This is a genomic window from Saccharobesus litoralis (assembly GCF_003063625.1).
GTDB classification, from domain to species: Bacteria; Pseudomonadota; Gammaproteobacteria; order Enterobacterales; family Alteromonadaceae; genus Saccharobesus; species Saccharobesus litoralis.
This window is the reverse complement of record NZ_CP026604.1, coordinates 4,274,415-4,292,879: the sequence shown is the minus strand read 5'-3', so window position 1 is coordinate 4,292,879 and position 18,465 is coordinate 4,274,415. Positions and strand designations below refer to the sequence as shown.

General features: G+C 39.8%; 16 protein-coding genes. 15 read left to right on the top strand and 1 reads right to left on the bottom strand.

The window, feature by feature from the left end; all coding sequences use genetic code 11:
• Window positions 1-67 precede the first annotated feature (67 nt).
• Window positions 68-1,303 (bottom strand): group II intron reverse transcriptase/maturase, encoded by a 1,236-nt coding sequence (gene ltrA, locus C2869_RS15830; protein WP_108601131.1) that lies wholly within the window; start codon window positions 1,301-1,303, stop codon window positions 68-70.
• A 1,310-nt stretch (window positions 1,304-2,613) separates the two neighbouring features.
• Between ltrA and C2869_RS15825 the strand changes: the two genes are divergently transcribed.
• The 15 genes from C2869_RS15825 (at window position 2,614) to C2869_RS15755 (ending at window position 18,464) form a co-directional block, all read left to right on the top strand.
• Window positions 2,614-3,444, top strand: a complete 831-nt coding sequence (locus tag C2869_RS15825; protein ID WP_108603872.1) for a flagellin N-terminal helical domain-containing protein — start codon at window positions 2,614-2,616, stop codon at window positions 3,442-3,444.
• A 1,425-nt stretch (window positions 3,445-4,869) separates the two neighbouring features.
• Window positions 4,870-5,700, top strand: coding sequence for a flagellin N-terminal helical domain-containing protein (locus C2869_RS15820; protein ID WP_108603871.1), 831 nt, complete (start codon window positions 4,870-4,872; stop codon window positions 5,698-5,700).
• Between the two features lie 434 nt (window positions 5,701-6,134).
• A complete protein-coding gene (locus C2869_RS15815; RefSeq protein ID WP_108603870.1) occupies window positions 6,135-6,968 on the top strand; it encodes a flagellin N-terminal helical domain-containing protein in 834 nt (277 codons plus the stop codon).
• A gap of 1,146 nt (window positions 6,969-8,114) precedes the next feature.
• Window positions 8,115-8,945: a flagellin N-terminal helical domain-containing protein gene (locus C2869_RS15810; protein WP_108603869.1), complete on the top strand. Its 831-nt coding sequence runs from the start codon at window positions 8,115-8,117 to the stop codon at window positions 8,943-8,945.
• Window positions 8,946-9,097: 152 nt separating this feature from the next.
• Window positions 9,098-9,553 (top strand): flagellar protein FlaG, encoded by a 456-nt coding sequence (locus C2869_RS15805; RefSeq protein ID WP_108603868.1) that lies wholly within the window; start codon window positions 9,098-9,100, stop codon window positions 9,551-9,553.
• Window positions 9,554-9,569: 16 nt separating this feature from the next.
• On the top strand, window positions 9,570-11,024 hold the full coding sequence (gene fliD, locus C2869_RS15800) for a flagellar filament capping protein FliD (RefSeq protein WP_108603867.1): 1,455 nt from the start codon (window positions 9,570-9,572) through the stop codon (window positions 11,022-11,024).
• Between the two features lie 16 nt (window positions 11,025-11,040).
• Window positions 11,041-11,472 carry a flagellar export chaperone FliS gene (gene fliS / locus C2869_RS15795; RefSeq protein WP_108603866.1) on the top strand — a complete coding sequence of 144 codons (432 nt, stop codon included), beginning with the start codon at window positions 11,041-11,043 and terminating at the stop codon, window positions 11,470-11,472.
• Window positions 11,469-11,780 (top strand): hypothetical protein, encoded by a 312-nt coding sequence (locus tag C2869_RS15790; protein WP_108603865.1) that lies wholly within the window; start codon window positions 11,469-11,471, stop codon window positions 11,778-11,780. The genes fliS and C2869_RS15790 overlap by 4 nt, the downstream gene beginning before the upstream one ends.
• A 149-nt stretch (window positions 11,781-11,929) precedes the next feature.
• Window positions 11,930-12,937 carry a UDP-N-acetylglucosamine 4,6-dehydratase (inverting) gene (gene pseB, locus C2869_RS15785; RefSeq protein WP_108603864.1) on the top strand — a complete coding sequence of 336 codons (1,008 nt, stop codon included), beginning with the start codon at window positions 11,930-11,932 and terminating at the stop codon, window positions 12,935-12,937.
• A gap of 4 nt (window positions 12,938-12,941) precedes the next feature.
• Window positions 12,942-14,132: a UDP-4-amino-4,6-dideoxy-N-acetyl-beta-L-altrosamine transaminase gene (gene pseC / locus C2869_RS15780; protein WP_108603863.1), complete on the top strand. Its 1,191-nt coding sequence runs from the start codon at window positions 12,942-12,944 to the stop codon at window positions 14,130-14,132.
• A complete protein-coding gene (gene pseF / locus C2869_RS15775; RefSeq protein WP_108603862.1) occupies window positions 14,125-14,832 on the top strand; it encodes a pseudaminic acid cytidylyltransferase in 708 nt (235 codons plus the stop codon). The genes pseC and pseF overlap by 8 nt, the downstream gene beginning before the upstream one ends.
• A 179-nt stretch (window positions 14,833-15,011) precedes the next feature.
• Window positions 15,012-16,007 carry a glycosyltransferase family 9 protein gene (locus tag C2869_RS15770; protein WP_108603861.1) on the top strand — a complete coding sequence of 332 codons (996 nt, stop codon included), beginning with the start codon at window positions 15,012-15,014 and terminating at the stop codon, window positions 16,005-16,007.
• A 31-nt stretch (window positions 16,008-16,038) separates the two neighbouring features.
• Entirely contained in the window at window positions 16,039-17,097 is a 1,059-nt protein-coding gene (gene pseI / locus C2869_RS15765) for a pseudaminic acid synthase (RefSeq protein WP_108603860.1), read from the top strand.
• On the top strand, window positions 17,087-18,151 hold the full coding sequence (gene pseG / locus C2869_RS15760) for a UDP-2,4-diacetamido-2,4,6-trideoxy-beta-L-altropyranose hydrolase (protein ID WP_159084197.1): 1,065 nt from the start codon (window positions 17,087-17,089) through the stop codon (window positions 18,149-18,151). Before pseI ends, pseG begins: the two co-directional genes overlap by 11 nt.
• A 16-nt stretch (window positions 18,152-18,167) precedes the next feature.
• The gene (locus tag C2869_RS15755; RefSeq protein ID WP_108603858.1) at window positions 18,168-18,464 is read left to right on the top strand and encodes an acyl carrier protein; all 297 of its coding nucleotides are present in this window, start codon (window positions 18,168-18,170) and stop codon (window positions 18,462-18,464) included.
• Window position 18,465: the final 1 nt, after the last annotated feature.

Here is an 18,465-nt window from a genome sequence, read left to right as displayed (position 1 = left end):
CCCCCTCAGCCTCTCACAGATCCGTACGTGAACCTCTCAATTCATACGGCTCCTCTCGTTTCACCATTTACGGCCTGCAACCAAATTGCCAATGAGAAAATAGATACGGTTGTGTATTACACACCCTTTGCATCCATTTTCTTGCTCTTTGGTAACTGAATTTCAGCCGTTTGTATTTCTTCTTCGCCCATTTCAACAATTTAAGGTTTATCCAAGACATAAGTGGCCTTAATGCTGTTTTCCAAAACCGACTGAAGTAATTTATCCACCCGCTTATCATCGGATTAAGCTTATACGCCAACTCTTGTATCGTTAACCCCGTTTGCTTATGTAGCTTGAGCGCTTTAACTTTCTCTCTAATTTTCTGTTTCGCTTTAGGGCTAATAGCAGGTGTAAAGCCAACAAACATGCGACCCCACCGATTCCTTACTAACCTTGGCCTGAAACAGTAACTAAGAAAATCAAAGCTAATGACTTCATGTGCTTCTTGTCTACCTTCATCAAAGCAGTAAACCAGTTTAGTTTTCTCTGGATGACATTCTAGACAACAATCTAACATGCGTTGCTCAATAGCTTGCTTTAACGCCTTTGCTTCTTGCTCACTACGACAGTGAACCACTGCATCATCCGCATAGCGTGCAAATTGAACATGTGGATGTTCTCTTCGCAACCATTTGTCGAATGCGTAGTGTAAAAACAAATTGGCTAGCAATGGGCTTATCACGCCTCCTTGTGGTGTTCCTTTCGTTCGCTCTATTATCTGACCATCCGAGGTTTCCATTGGCGCTTTAAGCCAACGTTCGATATAGAGTAATACCCATGGGTTATTGGTATGTTTGCGTAACGCTTTGCCCAATAACACCCAGTCCAAGTTATCAAAGAAGCCTTTGATATCTAAATCAATCACCCAGTCGTATCGCCAACACCGCTGGCGCGTTATCGCTAATGCATCATGTGCACTGCGATTAGGTCTGTAACCATAAGAATCATTATCGAATACCGATTCTAATTCAGGCTCCAACTCCATCTTGACGACCATCTGTGCAACTCGGTCTGATACCGTGGGTATGCCTAGTACTCGAACGCCCTTATCCTTAGGGATTTCGACACGCTTCACCGTCGGTGGAAAATAGCTGCCCGATGACATTCGATTCCATATCTTGTACAGGTTCTTCTTCAAGTCCTGTTCAAAATCACTCATCGATTGCTCATCAATTCCTGCCGCTCCACCGTTGGCTCTTACACGTAACCAGGCTTCATAAACTGTCCATTTCGAAATACTAAATGGTTTTGCTGAATTCAATCATTCCTCCTGCTGCAGCAGTTGATGAAAGTTTCATTTAAAACGAGGCAATCCCTTCGCTAGATAACCATTACAGCTATCATCATCACTACTACGAATTGCTCCGCCCCAGTGCTTTGCATTCAGACTTGGCTCTCATGGGGTTTCCATTCGAGGATATCTGTTAACATCAAAACGACTGGTTCTTACGTTCCATATAAAACCCCGAGTTAAATTCACGTCAGCTCTTTGCCGGCTCCCGCTTAGTTGGTAATCAGGTTGCCTCTAAGCTCTTCCCAAACTCCACCCAGTAGCTTGGTTTCGGGATGCAACGGTTAAATATTTCGACACCTACGCTGTTCGTCTCTTTAACTCACACCTGACAAATCATTGTGTTTGCCTTTCCCTTATCGCTCACGACAGTGACTCTTAACCAATGCCGCATAAGGTGGTTTCCACCTGCACCTGAATGCCGATGGGATGGGCCAAACCATCATGTTTTATATAGTTGCGTTACCTTCCAGCCTTCCTTGTACTGTTGGTAACTCGTAACACACTGGGCGAACATTTATGTTTCACAGCCTGCAAAGCAAACCCTTGTGGGCGAACATTTATGTTTGCAAAGCCTGCAAGTCAAACCTTGTGAGCTAACATTTATGTTTGCAGAGCCGATTAATCATTGCCTATCTGATCATGACAAGAACTACTGAATAAGTATCTACTCAGCGTAATGTGTTTTACGCGCCTTTGTATTGGTAATTACTTCGTCTTTGCCGTGCCTACAGGACGTAGGTACTTAGGTTTCGTCTGGAACAAGAAACCTGCGAATGCGGTAATCTAGTGACTTTGTTTAGTAAACGTGAGCTCCGTTTACTTTAATAAAGGCGCTGGATACCTGAATACTCAGGTATGACGGTAATTTTTTATACCAGCGGAAGAAATTCAATTCTATTTATAAACACGCTGAGTAGTTACCTGAATAATAAACAAATTTTATTCACGCAAAACAATCAGCTGCCGATAAACAATTAAGTCTAAAGTTTTAATTTCTTAGTCTGACTCGACAAAATTAAACAAACTTTAGGCTTTTGTTTGGTTTTATTTGATTCGCTTTACACTCGTCAGTATAGCCTTAATCTTTAGCATTAAAATTAATAAAAAGACTAAAAAAACTCAACTAATTAGCTAAAGGATTTTTTTTAAACTCCGATAATTTAAGTGCAAAGAGGAATTGCATACAAAAATACAAGGTTTATTAAAAAACTAAAATAAGCACGCTATTTATATAGTTAATGTAAGTAGAAGTGCGCTTTAATTAGGAGAGTAAAATTATGGCTATGTTTGTAAACACAAATGTATCTTCGCTTAATGCCCAACGTCAATTAATGGGCTCAGGCAATTCATTAAGTACATCTTTTGAACGTTTATCGTCAGGTTTTCGTATCAACCGAGCATCAGATGATGCTGCTGGTTTGCAAATTACCGACCGTATGACCTCGCAGATACAAGGTTTAAACCAAGCGGTAAGAAACGCCAATGATGCGATTTCTTTAGCGCAAACTGCTGAAGGTGCGATGCAAGAAACAACAACCTCATTGCAGCGTATTCGTCAGTTAGCCATTCAGTCGCAAAATGGTATCAATACTTCTGCTGACCGAGCTGCCTTACAACAAGAAGTCACCGCGTTAGTTAGCGAATTAAGCCGAATTGCAACAGACACTCAGTTTGGTGGCGTAAACATTCTTAGTGGTACTTTTTCCTCTGCTTTTTTAGTGGGGGCTAATGCAGGTCAAACTATCTCTGTTAATTTATCATCTGCGACCGGTGCTAGCTTTGGGGCTTCAGGTTTAGGTGTTGGTACTGTTGACGTAACAACGACAACCGGAGCATCAGCTGCCTTAGCCGCGATTGATACGGCAATTTCCACCATAGGGGCAACTCGAGCTGAGCTAGGTGCTGTACAAAACCGCTTTCAGTCAACTATTCGAAACTTATCCAATGTTGTTGAAAATGTTTCAGGCGCTCGCTCGCGAATTAAAGATACCGATTTTGCGACAGAGACAGCCGAGTTAACTCGTAACCAAATATTACAACAAGCAAGCCAAACTGTATTGTCGCAGGCTAACCAGCGACCACAAGCGGCTTTATCATTACTTGGTTAATAAAAAAGTTTAAGCGGTGATTAAAACACCGCTGCTTTTTAAGCCAGATTTTTTAAGTCAGATGATCAGCAATATTTTCTTTATGGTTATCACTTAATGATGAGTTCAATGATCAATTTATTTTTTTAACAGCAAGTTATATGCACAAGTTAGGATTTTTTTAATTCGATTTTGATTGGTTGACGTTTTTCAGTGTAGGTCGGTTTATATGCCGATGGGTACGCGAGTCACAATGGTTTAAATATTGGCCTGAAGGTGACCTACAAGAGGTTCAATGGATCATTTTTACTGAAAAGGTACTAGCTGAATGGATCTTAGTTGTTATGTGGAACAGAGCGCATTTCTTTACGGCTAAATATAGCTATTAGGGCAAGCGCAAGTAAATATCTGAAATGCTGACTCGTTGGTAGTTTTTTAGTGCTCCAGCTAGTGTCAGAGTATAGCTAACAATCATTAACGAGCTTGATAGACGCTGTTTAATTGTGCTGAGTGGGTAAAGCTTGTTTATACGAATAGGGTGGTTGCGTGATTTTGATTGGAAACAGAAAACATAACAGATTTTAGCATACGGCTTTTTATTTTGCTGTAGGACCAAGGCTATGAGCTGTAAGTTAACTGTTTTCACATGATCACTCGCTGAGCACTTGGTATAAAAACAAGGCTTTAAAACCTGTCTTATGTTTAATTTACCTGTGTGAGGGTGTTAATTAACACCGGGTGATGATTGACGTTTGGTGGTTGTGGCTTGCCTTATTCAGCGTAAAAAATAGATAAATTGATCGGAATAAAGACATTAAGTAGAGATACAGCGTTGTTGGTTTGTGATTGAAAACTTAGGACTGTGACGTGACCGTAACAAATAGTTTGAGAACTTCGATAGCGAATGGAATCGAATCTTATAAATAGGAGCTAGTTTCGAAGATGCAATTGTTTCGGCCAGACTTGAAAACACAAGACCTAAAACAATCAATGACGACTAACAGGGGCGAGGTCAGGATGAAGCATGCTGACTGAGATTATTGCTGATTGAAACAGGAGATGCTTTACCAAAAAGCTGGCTTTAAACACTTTAAATAGTGCTGTTTATACCCGTTTCGCTCAATCTCTCCTAAGTAGGGCGTTTGGCCGAAAGAATTTTCTTTCGGTCTTTTTACCTCGTTGTTAAATAACAGTTTTTTTCTGTTATCATTTCTATTTATTGATTTAAAATATATATTGGTGTTTAGTGTTTATACATTTTATTTAATTTGTATTTTTAAGTTAAAAATATTTAATTTAATTTCTAAAGTAATTTCATTGATGTCCGATAAATAGATAGAGACAGATATAAAACGTTTATTAAACGATAGTTTGTTTCATTTAGCTCATAAACATCTCTATTTTTGATTTGTTTGTGTTATTAATATATCTATAGGAGTGAGAACTATGGCTATGTTCGTAAACACCAACGTGTCTTCGTTAAATGCGCAAAGACAGTTATCGAACTCAGGCAATAATTTAAGTGTTTCTTTTGAGCGCTTATCTTCTGGTTTCCGTATTAACCGAGCATCAGATGATGCTGCTGGTTTACAGATCACCGATCGTATGACTTCGCAGATCCAAGGCTTAAATCAAGCTGTACGTAACGCGAACGACGCAATTTCTTTAACGCAAACCGCTGAAGGTGCGTTACAAGAAACTACAACTTCATTACAACGTATTCGTCAATTAGCTATTCAGTCGCAAAATGGTATTAATACCTCTGCAGACCGTGCAGCGCTGCAACAAGAAGTGACTGCGTTAGTTGCTGAAATGAGTCGTATTGCAACAGATACTGAATTTGGTGGCGTTGAAATCTTAAGTGGTACTTTTTCTGCGGCATTTTTAGTGGGTGCAAACTCAGGTCAAACTATTTCAGTTAACTTATCTTCATCTAATGGCGCGAGCTTCGGTGCGTCAGGTTTAGGTGTAGGCTCGGTTGATGTATCAACGGCTTCTGGGGCATCTGCTGCATTAACATCAATTGATACAGCTATTTCATCAATTGGTGCACAACGTGCGGAACTTGGTGCGTTACAAAACCGTTTCCAATCAACTATTCGTAACTTATCTAACGTTGTTGAAAACGTATCAGGTGCGCGTTCACGTATTAAAGATACTGACTTCGCAACTGAAACGGCTGAATTAACGCGTAACCAAATTGTTCAGCAAGCAAGCCAAACGGTATTGTCACAGGCAAACCAACGACCACAGGCTGCTTTATCTCTATTAGGTTAATTATTAATTAACCTAGGCTCTGTTTCCATCCGTTTGGGACATGACGCCAGGAGGTAGTGCGATCGGTTACATAACCAAACGGTGAGGAATCGCTCGCTCTCACCTTTATTAAAAAGGAGCGATCGGTTGGGGGAGCGTCTCCCAACCTTTTTCGCGAGAGTAAAAACGGATGAGATACAGGTAATTTTTTAGTTATAACAATGAGGTAGCGATAACGAGAAATTTTCATTTTTGAAGGAATGGCAAAACAAGGATACATAAGGAATAGAATTGCCTATAAAACGGCAAAACTTTCCTCCTAATTTTTTCTAAAGAGTTTTTGTGTGGCTCCGATAACTTAATTGTCCGGAGGCAAAAACAATAACAAAGGCTCTGACATTGTGACTTTCAATAGGTAAGCACAATTATTTTAATAAAATTAGGAGAGAGTTATCATGACTATGTTTGTAAATACCAATGTATCTTCATTAAATGCACAACGCCAATTAGTGGGCTCAGGTAATGCGTTAAGTACTTCTTTTGAGCGTTTATCTTCAGGTTTTCGTATTAACCGCGCGTCAGATGATGCGGCAGGTTTACAAATCACTGACCGTATGACTTCTCAAATTCAAGGCCTTAATCAAGCGGTTAGAAACGCTAACGATGCGATTTCACTAACCCAAACGGCTGAAGGTGCAATGCAAGAAACCACAACGTCTTTACAACGTATTAGACAGTTAGCTATTCAATCGCAAAATGGTATTAACACCTCATCAGATAGAACTGCTTTACAACAAGAAGTGACAGCATTAATCAGCGAATTAAGCCGGATCGCAACCGATACTCAGTTTGGTGGCGTGAATATTTTAAGCGGCACATTCTCATCTGCTTTTTTAGTGGGTGCCAATGCAGGTCAAACTATCTCAGTTAATTTATCAACAACGACAGGTGCTAGTTTTGGGGCTTCAGGCTTAGGCGTAGGTACAGTCGATGTTACAACTACTGGTGGAGCTTCTTCAGCGTTAACTGCCCTTGATGCGGCTATCTCTACCATAGGTGCGGCCCGAGCTGAATTAGGTGCACTACAAAACCGTTTTCAATCTACCATCAGAAACTTAACTAATGTTGTTGAGAATGTATCAGGCGCGCGCTCTCGTATTAAAGACACTGATTTTGCAGAAGAAACGGCTAATTTAACGCGTAGCCAAATATTACAGCAAGCCAGCCAAACGGTATTGTCTCAAGCAAATCAACGTCCTCAAGCGGCTTTATCATTATTAGGTGGTTAATTAACCACCTAATACTTGAATTGAAATGCACATTTTTTAAATCAACTAAATAGCGAGTGTAGCACTAGCATTTGGTTGAAGGCCTTGAACAGAATCTGAGTCTTTAAAGTTAGTTGTTCATTGCTACGTTAAGTTTTTATTGGTTAAACGAGCTTGTTGAAACTATTGGTTTTTAAGTTTGTTTAACGACCCTCTTTGAAAATACTCACTCTCTCCAAGTTTGAGTCCTAGCTTGAGGTTATCCAGTAATGGGAAACCTCAAGCCGTTTTCTCTGGCACATTTCCTGCTTAGTATTAGTCCTAGTATTAAATTGAAATATTCACAAGGATATTCAACTGTATCAATAAAAGCAGTTAAAGCTTCCCTCTGTTTTATCTGTTGATTTTTGATATTGGGCATGAGTTATAAACTTTAAATTTAATGCCCACTAGCCGACTAGCAAAAATGATGGTCAAATACCTCAATCCTCACTACCTCCTGGCGTCAGTTTTGCGGGTCGGCTTTACTTTCCAATTTATCGTAGATACGAACATTTATGTTTGCGAGCCTGCAAAAGCCACCTTTGTGGGCGAACATTTATGTTTACGAGCCTGCAAAACCAGCTCTTGTGGGCGAATATTCATGTTTGCGAGCCTGCAAAACCAACTCTTGTGGGCGAACATTTATGTTTGCGAGCCTGCAAAACTAACTCTTGTGGGCGAACATTTATGTTTGCGAGCCTGCAAAACTAACTCTTGTGGGCGAACATTTATGTTTGCGAGCCTGCAAAAGCCATCTTTGTGGGCAAACATTTCTGTTTGCAGAGCCCACAAAACTAAACCCTTGTGACTGACCACAGTATAAAAAGTGGTTAGTTATTTACCTAATCATCATCTTTTTATCAAAAAATAAAATTAAAAAATCATTTAAATTCAATTGTTTAAAAATAATTTGGGTTTTTTTATAAAAAAATCAAAAAAAATCCTAAAGGTTCTTCAGACCTGACCGATAACTATTAACGAGGGGGATACCGATATTTTGAATGATGGTTGAGGGGCCGGATTTCAATTGGTTTAGAGGTGACTCTTACGAGTTAATTAAGGCAAGCTAACTTGCATCAACGTTCTGAGGGGAACAAGCAAGATTAGTTTTCAGGAGATATTATTATGAGTATGTTTGTAAACACTAACGTTTCTTCGTTAAATGCACAGCGTCAATTATTTGATGCAGGTAACAAATTAAACACTTCTTTCGAGCGTTTATCGTCAGGTTTTCGTATTAACCGTGCTGCTGATGATGCAGCCGGTTTGCAAATTACTGATCGTATGACATCGCAATTGCAAGGTTTAAACCAAGCTGTACGTAATGCCAATGACGGTGTGTCAGTTGTGCAAGTTGCAGAAGGTGCATTGCAAGAAACCACAACATCATTACAACGCATTCGTCAGCTTGCGATCCAATCACAAAACGGTATTAATACCTCAGCGGATAGAGCTGCATTGCAACAAGAAGTGACTGCATTAATTTCAGAAATGAGTCGAATCGGTACAGATACTGAATTTGGTGGTACTGCACTTTTGAGTGGCGGTTATTCAGCGGCATTTTTAGTGGGTGCTAACTCAGGTCAAACTATTTCAGTTAACCTTTCATCATCTAATGGTGCTAGTTATGGTGCATCAGGTTTAGGTGTGAGCACAGTTGACATTTCAACGGCAAGTGGCGCATCTTCAGCGTTAACGGCAATTGATACAGCAATTTCGTCAATTGGTACACAACGTGCCGAATTAGGTGCTTTACAAAACCGTTTTCAATCAACAATTCGTAACTTATCGAATGTTATTGAAAATGTATCAGGCGCTCGTTCACAAATTCGTGATACTGACTTTGCTACAGAAACAGCTGAATTAACGCGTAACCAAATTGTACAACAAGCGAGTATTTCAGTATTAAGTCAGGCCAATCAACGTCCTCAAACGGCTTTATCTTTATTAGGTTAATAGTTAGTTGAGTTTATATTTATAAAGGATTAATGCCTTAGTTAACTCAGCTAACTGTCGGTGTGTTTCGTTGTTCAATAGTTTTATCGGACACACCGACGAATACTTTAGTGAGAAAGGCATTTTATTCTTATTTATATTCGGAGGTTGAAATGGAAATTGGATCGCAACAATCTGGAATTAATTTTGCTTATAAACAAGAGCGCGGCCAAGAGCAAGGCAATGCCGCTTTAGATACCGTCAATCAAAAAGCAGTAGAGTTAGACGAAGCGAAAAATTCTAGCGATAATGGCAAAATTATTGAGTTTTCTGATTATGAACAGGCTAAAGTAAACCAGAGCAATGCCGATAATTTAGATATTGAGAGCATTGAATCGGCTTTAGCTGACGTTTCAGCATTTGTACAAACTAAAAATCAAGATTTGAGTTTTAGTTTTGATGATGAAACCAATCGGTCAATTATTAAAGTCACAGATGCGGGTTCTGGTGAAGTTATTAGGCAAATTCCTTCCGAGGAAGTGCTAAAATTATCAGAGCGTATCAAGTCACTCCAATCAGAAATTGGTGAAACCGTTGGATTGGGAGTGTTATTAAATAACGAAGTGTAGGTTGTAGAGGTTCACTATGGGCATTCAGTCGATAGGTGTTGGTTCAGGTTTGGATCTAAATGGTTTGGTTTCGCAGCTGTTAGAAGCTGAGAGTACGCCTAAATACGAGCGTTTAGATAAGCAAGAAGAAGAGCTTGAAGCGCAAATTTCCGGCGTTGGCACCTTGATGGAGAAAATGGACAGCTTCAAAGATGCCATAGATGAACTGAAAAATGACTATAATCTACAAAGCCGTTCTGCGCGTGCATCTCATCCCGATGTAAGTGAAGAAGATGATGGTCCGTTTACAGCAGAAGCCGGTAACAGTGCACTGGAAGGCAAGTATCAAATATCAGTTGAACAACTAGCCGAAGGCAGTCGTATTGTTTCAGCTGATGCTGATACCGCAACCGGTTTTACCAGTACGTCTGATACTGTTGCTAGCGGTGATGACACTCTAACCTTTACTGTCGGCAGCGACACCTTCAATATCGCGGTTACTTCAACTACCACGCTGGCTGAATTAAAAACGGCAATTAATGATGCAACGGACAATTTTGGTGTTACCGCCAGTATTATTGATACAGGTACATCAGCGGGTGCTAAATTAGTACTTAATTCGGACGTAACCGGCGAAGGCAATGATTTAGCATTAACCTCCACCAATGGATTAATGGCTTGGTTAGCCGATGCTAATAGCAATACTGAAAATCAAGCGGCATCTAATGCCAAAGCCGTTATTGATGGCTTAGCGGTGGAAAGTGCCACTAACGAATTTGAAAACGTTATTGAGTACGTATCTTTTGAAGTATCTAAATTATCAGATGTCGATTATCTGGATACGGGCGGTAATCCAGTATACAAAACTTCGACATTGGATGTTGGCCCAGATAAAGATGCACTCGAAAATAAAATTACCGATTTTGTCGACAACTACAACTCTTTAATGGATTCCATCACCACGTTAACCAAATATGGTCAGTCAGAATTAGAAGAAGACGGCGCGTTAGCTGGTGACTTTATGGTGCGCGGTATTCAATCTGGGTTAGCTTCGTTAGTATCGGGTACGGTTGATAATTCATCTTTAGGCACCTTATTTCAGATTGGTGTGTCATTTGACGACGATGGTAAACTGCAAATTTCTGACACCGATGAGTATGGTTTTGGTAGCGGTCAAGATAAATTAGATGAAGCGTTGGATGATTATTTTGATGAAATAGCCACGCTATTTACCGATCCCGACCAAGGTATTGCATCGCAAATGTATGATTATGTTGATCAATACACTCAATACGGTGGGTTATTGCGAGCACGCGAATCGGCGATGAAAGATCAAAAAGAGCTATTGTTTGATCAACGTTTAAGAGTGGATCAACAAATTTCCAACTACGAACAAATTTTACGTGATAAATATATTAGCCTTGATTTAACTGTATCTAAATTACAAAGAACAGGTAACGCATTAAATGCCTCATTAGGCTTGTTAGGATAAGAGGAGACGTTTAAAAATGTATAGAAAAGGTATAAATGCCTATAAAAAAGGCAACTTAAAACAAGAAGTCGCATTGGCAGATCCTCACAAACTAACTTTGATGTTAATGCAAGGCGCATTAGATAAAATTGCTTATGCCAAAGGTTGTATGGAACGCAAAGAGTTTGAAGGTAAAGCTGAACACTTGTCAAAAGCGAATGCCATACTTGTTAATTTGCGCGATACCATAGATTTAGATGCGGGTGGCGAAGTTGGAGATAATTTATTTGCGCTTTACGACTACATGATAGGTCGTTTAACCGATGCCCATATTCAAAATAATTTGCAGATTTTAGAGGAAGTGATTAACCTCATGCTTCCTATTAAAAACGCGTGGGCGCAAATTCCTGAATCGGCCAAACAAGAGGCTTATCAGGCGCAACGCGAGAAACAGCAAGCAGCAGTGTGAGTCAAATTAACTTAAATTTAAAATACACACATTCTTTTCTTATTGATAATGCTAAAGCTATTCAAGCTCTTTTAACAGAGGAAGAGCTTGATGAATCGGAATTGTTAGCTCTAGTGGAAGAACGAGAACAGCTTATCCAGCACTATTTGTCAGAAACACCGCAATCTGAATGGGATAAAGCGTTTTTGCGAGCAGAAGCTGATAACAATACCCTTATTACAAATAAAATAGTCGAACTACAAAAACAAACCGCTAGTCAATTACGAGTGGTTGTTAGAGGTAGAAAAGCGATTAAACAATACCGTTAATGACTTTTAAAGCAAAAATCTTTTCAAAACAGTCGTTTGTAACAGCTTAAACTTGCTTTTCGACTTTCTTACTATGATACTCCTCAAAGTAAACAATTCTTAATCTTAGCCGATAATAAACTTAACAATAGTAAAAGGTTTAATGCGATATGTTTGATAATAAGTCGATTTTGATAACGGGTGGTACAGGTTCATTTGGTAATCGATTTATTAAATATATATTGGATAATTTTGAACCTAAAAAGGTAATTGTTTTTTCGCGAGATGAATTAAAACAATTTGAAATGCAGCAGCAGTTTAAACATTCGGCTATTCGCTATTTTATTGGCAATGTACGTGATAAAGAGCGGATTCTCACCGCAATGCGAGATGTTGATTTTGTGGTACACGCCGCTGCATTAAAGCAAGTTCCCGCCGCTGAATATAACCCCATGGAATGCATCAAAACCAATATTATGGGGGCGCAAAATGTTATTGATGCGGCAATAGAAGCAGGCGTTAAACGAGTTATTGCACTTTCAACAGACAAAGCAGCCAATCCAGTCAACTTGTATGGCGCAACAAAATTAGCATCAGATAAGCTGTTTGTTGCCGCTAACAATATTGCAGGAGCAAAAGGACCACGTTTCTCGGTAGTCAGGTATGGTAATGTGGTTGGTTCTCGTGGTTCGGTTGTCCCGTTTTTCAAGCAGCAATTGGCTGAAGGCCTAGAAAAGTTACCCGTTACTCATCCAGATATGACTCGATTTTGGTTACCTTTAATTCAAGGTGTTGAGTTTGTGGTTAAGAACTTTTCGCGCATGCAAGGTGGCGAAATTTTTGTCCCTAAAATACCATCAGTGGCAATTGTTGATTTAGTTGAAGCGTTAACCGGCAGTCGAGACTACGACGTTATTGGGATAAGACCCGGCGAGAAGATGCATGAGATTATGGTACCTGAAGAAGTTTCACACCAAACGATAGAATTCAGTGACCACTATGTGATCACACCAGCGATTTCATTTTTTGAAAAAGAGCTAGATTATTTTACCAATAGGTTAGGCGAAACCGGTAAAAAAGTGACAGAAGGATTTGAATATCATTCGGGTACTAACCCTGACTTTTTAACAGTTGAGCAACTTCGGGAATTGGATAAAACTGCAGAGTACATGGACTAATCGTATGATCCCTTATGGTAAACAGGATATTATTCAAGCGGATATTGATGCTGTTGTGGATGTTTTACAGAATCAATTTTTGACCCAAGGAACCCAAGTTCCCGCATTTGAAAAAGCGATTAGCGAATATTGTAATGTCGAGTATTGTATTGCGGTAAATAGTGGTACGTCTGCGTTACATGTTGCGTGTTTGGCACTAGATATAGGCGAAGGCGACTTGGTATGGACAACACCTATCACTTTTGTCGCTTCAGCAAACTGCGCTCGCTATTGTGGTGCCGATATAGATTTTGTAGATATTGATCCTGTTACGCGAAACCTATCAATAACCCAATTAGCTGAAAAATTAGAAATTGCTGAAAAAGCAAATAGGTTACCAAAAGCATTGGTGTGTGTGCATTACGCGGGACAGAGTTGCGATATGCAGGCAATTAATCAACTGGGTCAGCGGTATGGTTTTAAAATAATCGAAGATGCTAGCCATGCTCTCGGGGCAAAATATCAAAATAAATTGGTAGGGAATTGTCAATATTCCGATTGTACTGTGTTTAGTTTTCATCCCGTTAAACCAATAACAACGGCTGAGGGGGGAGCTTTAGTCACTAACAATTCTGCCTTGTATCAAAAAGCGACTTTGCATGCTAAGCATGGTGTAACCCGAGACGATAGTTTATTAGAGCCACAATATCGTTCCGTAGCAGATGGTGATTGGTATTATCAACAAATTGAACTTGGCTATAATTATCGATTGAGCGACATACATGCGGCTCTTGGCTTGTCCCAATTACAGCGCATAGATACTTACATTCAACGGCGCTTACATGTTGCAGAACGTTATCAGCATGCATTTGAGGCGCAATCAACTACTTTGCCGCAATTAACTTTACCGCAATTAAGCGTGGATAGTGGTTGGCATTTGTATGTGGTTGAGTTGCCTTTTCAGCTACGCAAGCTAGCTTTTGACTATTTTCGGACGCATAAAATAGGTGTGAACGTGCATTATATACCCGTGCATTTACAACCGTATTATCAAAAGCTTGGTTTTAAGCAAGGTGACTTTCCACACGCTGAATCTTTTTATGCAGGTGCAATTACACTGCCAATTCACCCCAATTTAACCTTGCCGGAACAAGAAAAAGTTATTTCTTGTATGCGTGATTTTTTAACATCAGTGAGTCATCAACTCAATGCGTAGCTTGGCCATAATTCCTGCTCGTGGTGGCAGTAAACGTATCCCTAAAAAAAATATACGATCCTTTGCTGGCAAACCACTCATTGCTTATTCAATTGAAGCAGCAACGGCATCTAATTGCTTTGATAAAGTGATTGTTAGCACAGATTGTCCGCAAATTGCCCAAGTCGCTCGAGATTATGGGGCGGATGTACCTTTTACTCGACCAGATGATTTATCGGGTGATTTTGTCGGCACTATGGCGGTTACAAGGCATGCCATTGTTGCCATGCAAGCACTAGGACAAAGTTACGAGTTTTGCTGCTGCATTTATGCTACTGCGCCGTTTTTACAGCCTAACTATTTACAGCAGGGCATGACTGCTTTACAGCAGAATAAAAGCAAAGCGTTTGCATTTTCAGCAACTAGCTTTGCCTTTCCTATTCAGCGCTCCTTTTTAATAACCGAGCAGGGCGCTGAGGTGATGTTTCCTAATGATATAGGTAAGCGTTCGCAAGACTTACCGGAAGCTTTTCATGATGCAGGACAGTTTTACTGGGGACGCACACAGGATTATATAAAGGGAGGCAAAGGTATGTTTACTCACCATAGTATCCCCATCGTGTTGCCTAGGCATTTGGTGCAAGATATAGACACAATGGAAGATTGGCAAAGAGCGGAATTAATGTATCAAGCTTATATAAAAAATGAAAATAATGGTTAGTACTGTTTCCAGAAAGAATGAAACAAGGCTAGCTATTTTTGTAGGTTCGACGCTCGCGTCGTATTTTAAGGCTTTGACGAAGCAGCAGCTTCTACAAAAGATTCAACTGATCATTTCTTTATTGAAAAAGCATTAGGTTTTGTAAACCTAATAGTATTGAATTTTAAAAAGTGAACTCCATGGGTAATAAAAAAATATTAGTGATCCGCATGTTAGGGCTTGGGGATGTAACCTGTATAGGTATTCCTGCTTTACGGTATATCAAACAACAAAACCCAGATGCTGAAATTACTTTTTTAACATTTTCAGTGGGTGGCGATGTTATTCCATTGGCTGAACCACAAGTTAAAGTACAGGTATTAGCCAAAGAGCAATGGCCTGAACATATTGTATTAGCTATGGAATCATTTATCGCAGTAGCAAATGAAATAACCCAAGCTGAATATGATGAAATTATTAACTTAGACACTTGGTTTATGCCGTGCTTTTTAGCCAGGTTTTTGAAGGACTCAGGTCAGAACGTATCCGGTAATTACATGAGTATTTCGGTGCCTGATCTGTTAGCGCAATTTCAGGCGCAAACTTTGTCACCTGACTATGTTAACAATCCACATCAGTATATGGACAGTAGTTATGCCGCCATGGGTAATTGGCACGTTCCTTGGTGGACGCAACTGGAAGAGCTGCCGCAACATGGTTACCCTGAGTTTTATTTGAAAACCTGTTGTGGTTATCAAGGCATTGATTTGGATTTTTCAATATCAGTAAAGCCTGATCCCAACTTAACCGCGATAAGTGCCAGTAAAAAAGTGATCGCGTTAGCCGCATCTGCCCGTACCGCAGAGCGTAATTACCCGTTTGAAACTGAATTGAAAACTGCATTAGAAGCAAAAGGGTATCATGTATGGCAAGGGTTCGATGGTCGCGTGAGTATGGAACAAACACTTGCTCAGTTAAAAAGTACCGACTTATTAGTTACCGTACCTTCAGCTCCACAGTGGTTAGCTAAAGCGGTTGATTGCCCCAGCTTTGTGATATGTGGTGATGTTGATCCGCGAACAATCATGCCTGAATTTGCCACCGAAGAAACAGCAAGTAAATGGCCACCAGTTGAAGAAATGGTTAACGATGTAGAAGAGATATTAGATTCGCTAAACCAACGATCACAAGAATAAAAATAACAAGAAAATAAGAGAATACGTGTTAATGAAGATCGCAAATCGAGCAATCGGCCCTAAACATCCTCCTTTTGTCATTGCTGAGCTATCCGGTAATCACAGTCAAGACTTTGCTCTTGCCAAAAACATGATTAAAGCAGCAGCAGATGCCGGCGTTGATGCGATTAAGCTACAAACTTACACTGCAGATTCAATGACCTTAGCGATTGACTCAGATAACTTTCGCATTATGGAACCTGATTCATTGTGGTATGGCCAACATTTACATGATCTTTATGGTAAAGCATGCACGCCATACGAATGGCACAAGCCTTTATTTGATTATGCACAAGAGCTTGGCTTGATTGCCTTTAGTTCGCCATTTGATGAAGACGCAGTTGATTTTTTAGAAAGCTTGAATGTACCTGCTTATAAAATTGCGTCTTTTGAACTGACGGATATTCCATTAATTACTAAAGTTGCCGCCACGGGTAAACCCATGATCATGTCCACAGGTATGGCTAGCGAGCAAGAAATTACCGATGCGCTTACCGCCGCCCGCAATGCCGGTGCACAAGAGATCGTGTTACTCAAGTGCACCAGTACTTACCCAGCCAATGCCGATAATACCAATTTAGTTACCATCCCTGATTTACAAAAAAAGTTTAACTGCTTGGTGGGGTTATCTGACCATACTCGAGGTATTGGCGTGTCTGTCGCCTCTGTCGCTTTAGGTGCTTGTGTAATAGAGAAACATTTTGTGTTGGACCGAAATGCAGGTGGAGTCGACGCTGCATTTTCACTCGAGCCTGATGAATTTAAGGCATTAGTTACGGCTAGCCGAGATGCCCATGCAGCCATGGGTGAAGTCACTTATGGTGGCAGTCAAGCCGAAGAAAAATCAAAATATTATCGTCGTTCTATATTTGTTACCCAAACGATTAAAGCCGGCGAAAAGTTTTCTCGTGACAATATTAAAGTTGTACGGCCGGCAATTGGATTGGCACCTAAACATTTCAAGCAAGTATTGGGTTCAGTGGCGACAACAGATCTCGTTGCTGGTGATGCTATATTTTCTGCAACAGTTAAAGATTTTAATGGTGAGTGATAAACCCTGTAAAACAGTTTTGATTCGGGTTGATGCAACGGCCACTATAGGTGCTGGCCACTTTGTGCGCTGTATCGCACTTGCCCAAGGCTTAACTTCACTAGGTGTTAACGTTGTTTTTGTGTGTATAGCAGAAAGTGTTGATTTTATTAATGCATTACATGATTTTCCATTTCAGTATGTAACGATAGACTCTGATGGCGTTGATGAAATTAATTATCTTGCTGAACAGTACAATAGTAAGCTTGTGGTTATTGATGGCTATCAATTTTCTTCCGATTATCGGCTTGCCTTACAAAAAGAAAACTATCAGCTAATCGCTATTGATGACAATAACGATGGTGGCAATTTATTTGCTGATCTTATTATTAATCCTACGGTTTATAAGGATAATCAGCCAGATTACTCAGACCAGAAAACGATGACTAATCAGCCTGTAAAGGTTATCGCAGGCGAAGAATATCGTTTATTACGATCTGAGATCACAGATATTATGCCAATTGAATGGTCAAAGCGAAGCGGTATTGGGGTGATATTAGGCGGTAGTGATCCAAAATCGTTAACTATTCCCGTTGTCAAAGCCTTAACAGCTGAATTAAATAAATTGGGGATCCAGCCAGATGTTGAAGTGTTTATTGGGGCTGCGGTTGTTAATCCCAAAGGTGTGCTTGAAGAATTAAAGCGACTTAAACAAAACTATACTTATTTAACCTGGGTACAAAACCCAGTTAATATAGGTGAAAAATTAGCACAAAAACAATTGGTTATTAGTGCATCTGGTGGCACTCAATTTGAATTATACGCGTTGGCAGTCCCTGCTATATTACTTATTGTGGCGAACAATCAATTTGCGAATAGTCAAATTGCTCAGCAGCAGGGGTGGGCAAAAGTACTTGATGTAAGAAATGACTTCAGTATTTCCGATTTTGATATTGCATTAACACAAATGTTGTCAGCTAACACATTAGTTAAAAGTTATCAAAATATGCCGAAATATGGTGATGATGGTGCTTTAAATTGTGCGCTTGTTATTAAAAAGCAGTTTTTAGATTAAATAAAGTGGAAAGATAATGGCTATTGAGATTAAACAACTACAACAATTGATTTATCGGTCTATTGACGAACTCAATGCAGTACGAGATGGCACCTTAATTGAAAAGTCTGAACAAACTGCGCTTTATGGTCAAAATAGCTCATTAGACTCGGTCGATTTAGTTAACTTGTTATTGTCTGTTGAAGAACTGTTAGAAGATGAATTTGATATAGAATTTACTATCGCCAATGAAAAAGCAATGTCATTAAAAAATAGCCCGTTCAAGACAGTATCAACATTAAGTCAATACCTTGCGGAAGAGCTGGGCGGTTAAT

Excerpts from the sequence above, each read along its gene's own strand:
- C2869_RS15825 (WP_108603872.1), top strand. The coding sequence starts at position 2,614 with ATGGCTATGTTTGTAAACACAAATGTATCTTCGCTTAATGCCCAACGT.
- C2869_RS15810 (WP_108603869.1), top strand. The coding sequence starts at position 8,115 with ATGAGTATGTTTGTAAACACTAACGTTTCTTCGTTAAATGCACAGCGT.
- fliD (WP_108603867.1), top strand. The coding sequence starts at position 9,570 with ATGGGCATTCAGTCGATAGGTGTTGGTTCAGGTTTGGATCTAAATGGT.
- pseB (WP_108603864.1), top strand. The coding sequence starts at position 11,930 with ATGTTTGATAATAAGTCGATTTTGATAACGGGTGGTACAGGTTCATTT.
- C2869_RS15815 (WP_108603870.1), top strand. The coding sequence starts at position 6,135 with ATGACTATGTTTGTAAATACCAATGTATCTTCATTAAATGCACAACGC.
- pseI (WP_108603860.1), top strand. The coding sequence starts at position 16,039 with ATGAAGATCGCAAATCGAGCAATCGGCCCTAAACATCCTCCTTTTGTC.
- C2869_RS15820 (WP_108603871.1), top strand. The coding sequence starts at position 4,870 with ATGGCTATGTTCGTAAACACCAACGTGTCTTCGTTAAATGCGCAAAGA.
- C2869_RS15805 (WP_108603868.1), top strand. The coding sequence starts at position 9,098 with ATGGAAATTGGATCGCAACAATCTGGAATTAATTTTGCTTATAAACAA.
- pseG (WP_159084197.1), top strand. The coding sequence starts at position 17,087 with ATGGTGAGTGATAAACCCTGTAAAACAGTTTTGATTCGGGTTGATGCA.
- C2869_RS15755 (WP_108603858.1), top strand. The coding sequence starts at position 18,168 with ATGGCTATTGAGATTAAACAACTACAACAATTGATTTATCGGTCTATT.
- fliS (WP_108603866.1), top strand. The coding sequence starts at position 11,041 with ATGTATAGAAAAGGTATAAATGCCTATAAAAAAGGCAACTTAAAACAA.
- pseF (WP_108603862.1), top strand. The coding sequence starts at position 14,125 with ATGCGTAGCTTGGCCATAATTCCTGCTCGTGGTGGCAGTAAACGTATC.
- C2869_RS15770 (WP_108603861.1), top strand. The coding sequence starts at position 15,012 with ATGGGTAATAAAAAAATATTAGTGATCCGCATGTTAGGGCTTGGGGAT.
- pseC (WP_108603863.1), top strand. The coding sequence starts at position 12,942 with ATGATCCCTTATGGTAAACAGGATATTATTCAAGCGGATATTGATGCT.